This window comes from uncultured Chryseobacterium sp. (assembly GCF_913776365.1).
Classification (GTDB): domain Bacteria; phylum Bacteroidota; class Bacteroidia; order Flavobacteriales; family Weeksellaceae; genus Chryseobacterium.
Map to the genome: position 1 here is coordinate 1 of NZ_CAJYMO010000111.1, position 4,819 is coordinate 4,819.

The window sequence follows — 4,819 nt, forward strand, 5'->3', positions numbered from 1 at the left end:
GGTGATCACCACATGGAACAAATGCAGTACCGACTCATCGGCATTTTTCAGGGATTCTTTTTTGTGGGCTTCCGCTTCCTGGTAATTCATAGCATATTTTTTTGTAGCTGTTATAATGAATATATTATGCCATCTGCCGGGACTTTCGGGAAAACCCCGGTATTTGTGGTACTTTGCAGCAGAACCTGTGCTGCTGATGGCTTGATTTTAGATAATGGTTTATCATCCATGTAAAAAATAAAGGAGATGGAAAAATTTAAAAATATCCTACTGAAAATCCTCAAATGGCTGGGGATTTCTGTCGTTTCCATACTGTTTCTGATGTTTATCCTGCCTATTCTCTTTCCGGGAACCATCTCGCAGCAGGTGAAAATTTTTGCCAACAAACATCTGGCAGGAAAGCTGGATTACCGGAAGACCCACCTGACGTTTTTCAGGCATTTCCCTTCGCTCACGGTGTCGGTAGACGATCTGATCCTGAAAGGGTCAAAACCTTTTCAGAACGACACCTTGCTTGCGGCAAGGGAATTGTCTGCAGGGATCAATCTCAAAAACCTGATCTTCGACGGTCAGGTGAAAATTGACGAAATTTATGTAACGGATGCCACCGCTAATGTCTTTGTCAATACTAAAGGAGAAGCGAATTATAATGTATATGTCTCCAAGCCTTCGGATAAGCCCAAAGATACCACCGGCACCGGAGCATCTATAAGGCTCGATCTGATCAAGCTCAAGAACTGGAACATCAAATATATCGATCATGCCGCTAGGGTGCTCGTAGATGCCAAAGGTTTGAATTATACGGGAAGAGGCGGCCTGAGTGAAGATATTTTCGATCTTAAGACCGATCTGGATATCAATAAGCTGGATTTCAGCCTCAACAGGATTTATTACGCCAAACAGAAAACCCTTCATGCCGACCTCATTACCCGGATCAATACCAATGCGCTGACCTTCGTACTCAGGAAAAATGAGCTCCGGATCAATGAGCTGCCGTTGAAGTTTACCGGGTTCTTAAGTATTCTCAAAGACGGTTATAATCTCGATATTAAAGCAGCTTCCGAAAAAACCACCATCAGGGATATGATCTCGGTACTGCCGCCGCAATACCTGGACTGGGCAAAAGATACCAGAATAGAAGGCAACAGCGATCTCTTTTTCAGTCTGAAAGGTCAGTTCAGTGAGCCCCGGAATCTAAAGCCCCGGCTTTCAGCCCGCCTGATGGTTACCAAAGGCTTTGTTTCCAACGGAAAAGCGCCGGTTCCGATGAATAACCTGAATATGGACCTGAACGTTGACCTGCCGTCACTGGATACCGAACAGCTGGCCGTGAATCTCAGGAACCTGAGTTTCGATCTGGGCCCGAACAACAGTTTTAAAGCGGTGGTCAGTACCAAAGGCCTCAGTGAAATGCTGGTAAAAGCCAATATAAAAGGCGCAGTGAGTCTTCAGACGCTGGACCAGGCACTCGGCCTCAAGAATATCGACATGAGAGGGCTGCTGGATACGGACATTAAAGCAGACGGTATTTTCAGCCTGGATAAGAAACTGTTTCCGAAAGCCAACGGTTATCTTAACCTGAAAAACGGCTGGCTGAAAACTAAATATTATCCTAATCCGATTCAGAACATCAACATGGCGGCCAACATCGTCAATACCGATGGCACCTTCAGAAGCCTGGGCATCAGACTCAATCCTTTCAAGTTTGATTTTGAAGGCAATCCCGTGTTCATCAACGCCGACCTGCAAAATTTTGAGGATGTCCTGTACAAAGTCCGGGCAAAGGGAGTCCTGAATGTAGGAAGGATCTATAAAGTATTTGCCAAAAAAGGCTTTGATGTCAGCGGTCTCATTATGGCTGACCTTTCCCTGAACGGCAGACAGAGTTACGCAACGAAGGGACAGTACAGCAAACTGGATAACAAAGGGAACCTCATCCTTAAAAATATCAAGGCGACGACTGAATTCCTGCCGAAATCATTCTTCATCAAAGAAGGGAATTTCCGGTTTGAGAATGAAAAAATGTGGTTCCAGAAATTCCTGGCTACGTATGGGAAGTCGGATTTTGCGCTTAACGGCTATCTCCTCAATACCATCAACTATTTTATTGAAAGGCGGGGAACGCTTCACGGGAATTTCACCCTGAATTCCAATTATGTCCTGATCGATGAGTTCATGGCACTGAAGGACGGGGATAACTCAAAAAAATCGATCAATGTAGAATATGCCAAGGTAGAGAATCCGAAAAGCAGCGGGGTGGTTATTGTGCCGAAGAAACTGGACGTAGCACTGAATGTGAATGTAAGGAAAGCAGCATTCAAAGGGCTGGCACTCAATCACGTGAAAGGGACAGGGTCCGTACAGAAAGGCCAGGTGTACCTGAAAAACACCTCGTTCGATATCATCGGAAGCCGGATGAATATTGATGCCCGCTACCAGGATGAATCGCCGCTGACGGCAAATTACGATGTTGCCTTAAAAGTGCTGGACTTTGATGTGCAGAGGGCTTATAAGGAAATCGATATGGTAAGGGAGATGGCAACGGCAGCTAAGAACGTAAAGGGCATTGTTTCCATAGATTATAAACTGAAAGGGGATTTTGATAAGAATATGAAGCCGATCTATCCGTCACTGGAAGGCGGAGGGATCGTCAATCTCCGCGACGTTGAGGTTAAAAACCTGAAGATGCTGTCTGCGGTAGGCGATAATATCGGCGCCAAAGCGTTCAATGATCCGGATATGAAAGGGGTAAATATTGAAACGCATATCAAAAATAACCTGATTCATGTGGACAAATTTACCTTTAAAGTTTCTATCTTGCGCCCGAGTGTCAGCGGAACGACCAGCTTTAACGGCCTGCTGGATCTGCGGATCCGGATCGGGATCCTTCCGGGCGGGCTGATCGGTTTCCCTGTCGTGGTAACGGGAACCCATGAAAAGCCGAAGATCAAGATTTTCAGCAAGAAGGGACAGGGAATCCTGGATGCGGTGTACAATAAAAAACTGAATAAAGTGGTGCGCCAGGAAAAACGGGCGGAAAGGAAAAGCAAACGGCAACAACGCAGGGATAAAGCGGCACAGGAACAAAAGGCTAAAAATGCCGAGCAGCAGATCAGTAAAGATCTCAAGGAAAAGTAACACAGACTTCATGAATCAGTTAAGTTTATTTGACTCAGACGAATATTTCCAGTTTCCGGAAGACCTGCTGGAATATATCCCCGGTTTCCTGGATGAAAAAAAAGCGGATCAGCTGGAGGAAAAGCTGCTGGAGAAAACCCCGTGGCAGCAGGGAACCCAAAGGATCCATAACAAAACCGTCCGGACTCCGCGCCTGACGGCCTGGTACGGTAAGGAAAGCCGGCTGTATTGTCTGGGAGGAAACGAACTGACCGTCAACCAGTGGACTCCGGAGCTGCTGAACCTGAAAAAGAAGATCGAAAAAGCCACCGGCCACCAGTTCAATACCGTACTGCTTAACCTGTATCGCGACGGAAATGATTCCGTAGCCTGGCACCGTGACAAGGAAAGCGAACTGGGTGACCGGCCCGTTATTGCCTCCGTAAGCCTGGGGCAGGTACGGAATTTCGATTTCCGGAAAGTAACGGACCATAAACTGAAGCACAGCCTTGCCCTTCAGCACGGCTCGCTTCTGCTGATGAAGGAAAACCTCCAGACCGAATGGGAACACCGGATTGCCAAATCGGTAAAGCTTTTACAACCCAGGATCAACCTCACCTTCCGCATGGTCCATGAACTTCCGGAAACCCCATAAAATCAGTATTTACTGATTATTTATAAGCAGACAGTAAAAAATTAACATTATTAACATAATTTGGCAAAGAAATTGCCTATATGTTATTGAAAGTGTTAAAGACAGGAGCTATGAATATTTCTTACTACGATTTTAAAAATATGCCGGACCAGGATCAGTGCAGTTGGGTGATCAATGAAGGAAAAGTGATGAACGAAAGGACCGTAAAGACCATCAGGTATGTATTATACGAAGTTTCCCACTTTACCGTGGAAGTGATCTACAATACCATGAATGATAAAATTGAAGGCATCAACGTATTCCAGAATAAAGGAGCTTACGTAATATAAATTGATAATATCCTTGCATTATACAGAGGGCAGTCTTTATGGACTGTCCTTTTTATATTGACCCAGAGTATATAATAAAATCCAGCCGCCCATCAGATCTTACAGAACAAGGATATGGATCAGCCGGTTGCTGTAGTGTAAGGAGCTTTATCCCGCTATCCACTGTATCTTTTTCTGCCTTTGCTGCCTGCCGCCGCAGAAAAAGGATGCCGTTCCTATCGGGGCTAGGAGCGGAGTGTTATGATATCCCTCATTCCCTGAAAGTCCCGTTTGACGCACCCAAACCTATAAGGTTTTTAAAACCTTATAGGTTTAACTTTCCACCGGCTCAGGCATGACCGCCATTGCAGATTGATAACCATCTTTAAATGAAAGGTGCTTGCAGACTCAGCCCGTCAGGTTTAATTTTCCGCCGGTCTCTGAACGGCCGCCATTGTGGATTTTGATAAGGAAGGAATGCATAGATACATAAACCTGCTGAAAGAAGAGATGTCGTACCTTACCAGAAGCCTGCTGATGTATCCGGCGACCTATCTGGTCTGAGCTCCGTTTCTATGACCATTCTAAAAGATGTTTGCAGACCAAACCTATAAGGTTTTCAAAAACCTTATAGGTTTAACTTTCCACCGGCTCAGGCATGACCGCCACTGCAGATTGATGACTATCACTAAATGAAAGGTGTTTACAGACTCAACCCATTAGGTTTAATTTTCAGCCG

At 45.3% G+C, this 4,819-nt stretch carries 3 protein-coding genes; all 3 read left to right on the forward strand.

The annotated features are described in order from the left end of the window. The first annotated feature begins 246 nt into the window (after positions 1-246). Positions 247-3,138, forward strand: coding sequence for an AsmA-like C-terminal region-containing protein (locus QZ735_RS05415; protein ID WP_294245264.1), 2,892 nt, complete (start codon positions 247-249; stop codon positions 3,136-3,138). Positions 3,139-3,148: 10 nt separating this feature from the next. Continuing rightward, positions 3,149-3,772, forward strand: a complete 624-nt coding sequence (locus tag QZ735_RS05420; RefSeq protein WP_294245267.1) for an alpha-ketoglutarate-dependent dioxygenase AlkB — start codon at positions 3,149-3,151, stop codon at positions 3,770-3,772. 80 nt (positions 3,773-3,852) lie between these two features. Then, entirely contained in the window at positions 3,853-4,101 is a 249-nt protein-coding gene (locus tag QZ735_RS05425) for a hypothetical protein (protein ID WP_294245271.1), read from the forward strand. Positions 4,102-4,819 lie beyond the last annotated feature (718 nt).

Bases quoted from the DNA above. Each gene is read 5' to 3' on its own strand.
- QZ735_RS05420 (WP_294245267.1), top strand. From the start codon at position 3,149: ATGAATCAGTTAAGTTTATTTGACTCAGACGAATATTTCCAGTTTCCG.
- QZ735_RS05425 (WP_294245271.1), top strand. From the start codon at position 3,853: ATGTTATTGAAAGTGTTAAAGACAGGAGCTATGAATATTTCTTACTAC.
- QZ735_RS05415 (WP_294245264.1), top strand. From the start codon at position 247: ATGGAAAAATTTAAAAATATCCTACTGAAAATCCTCAAATGGCTGGGG.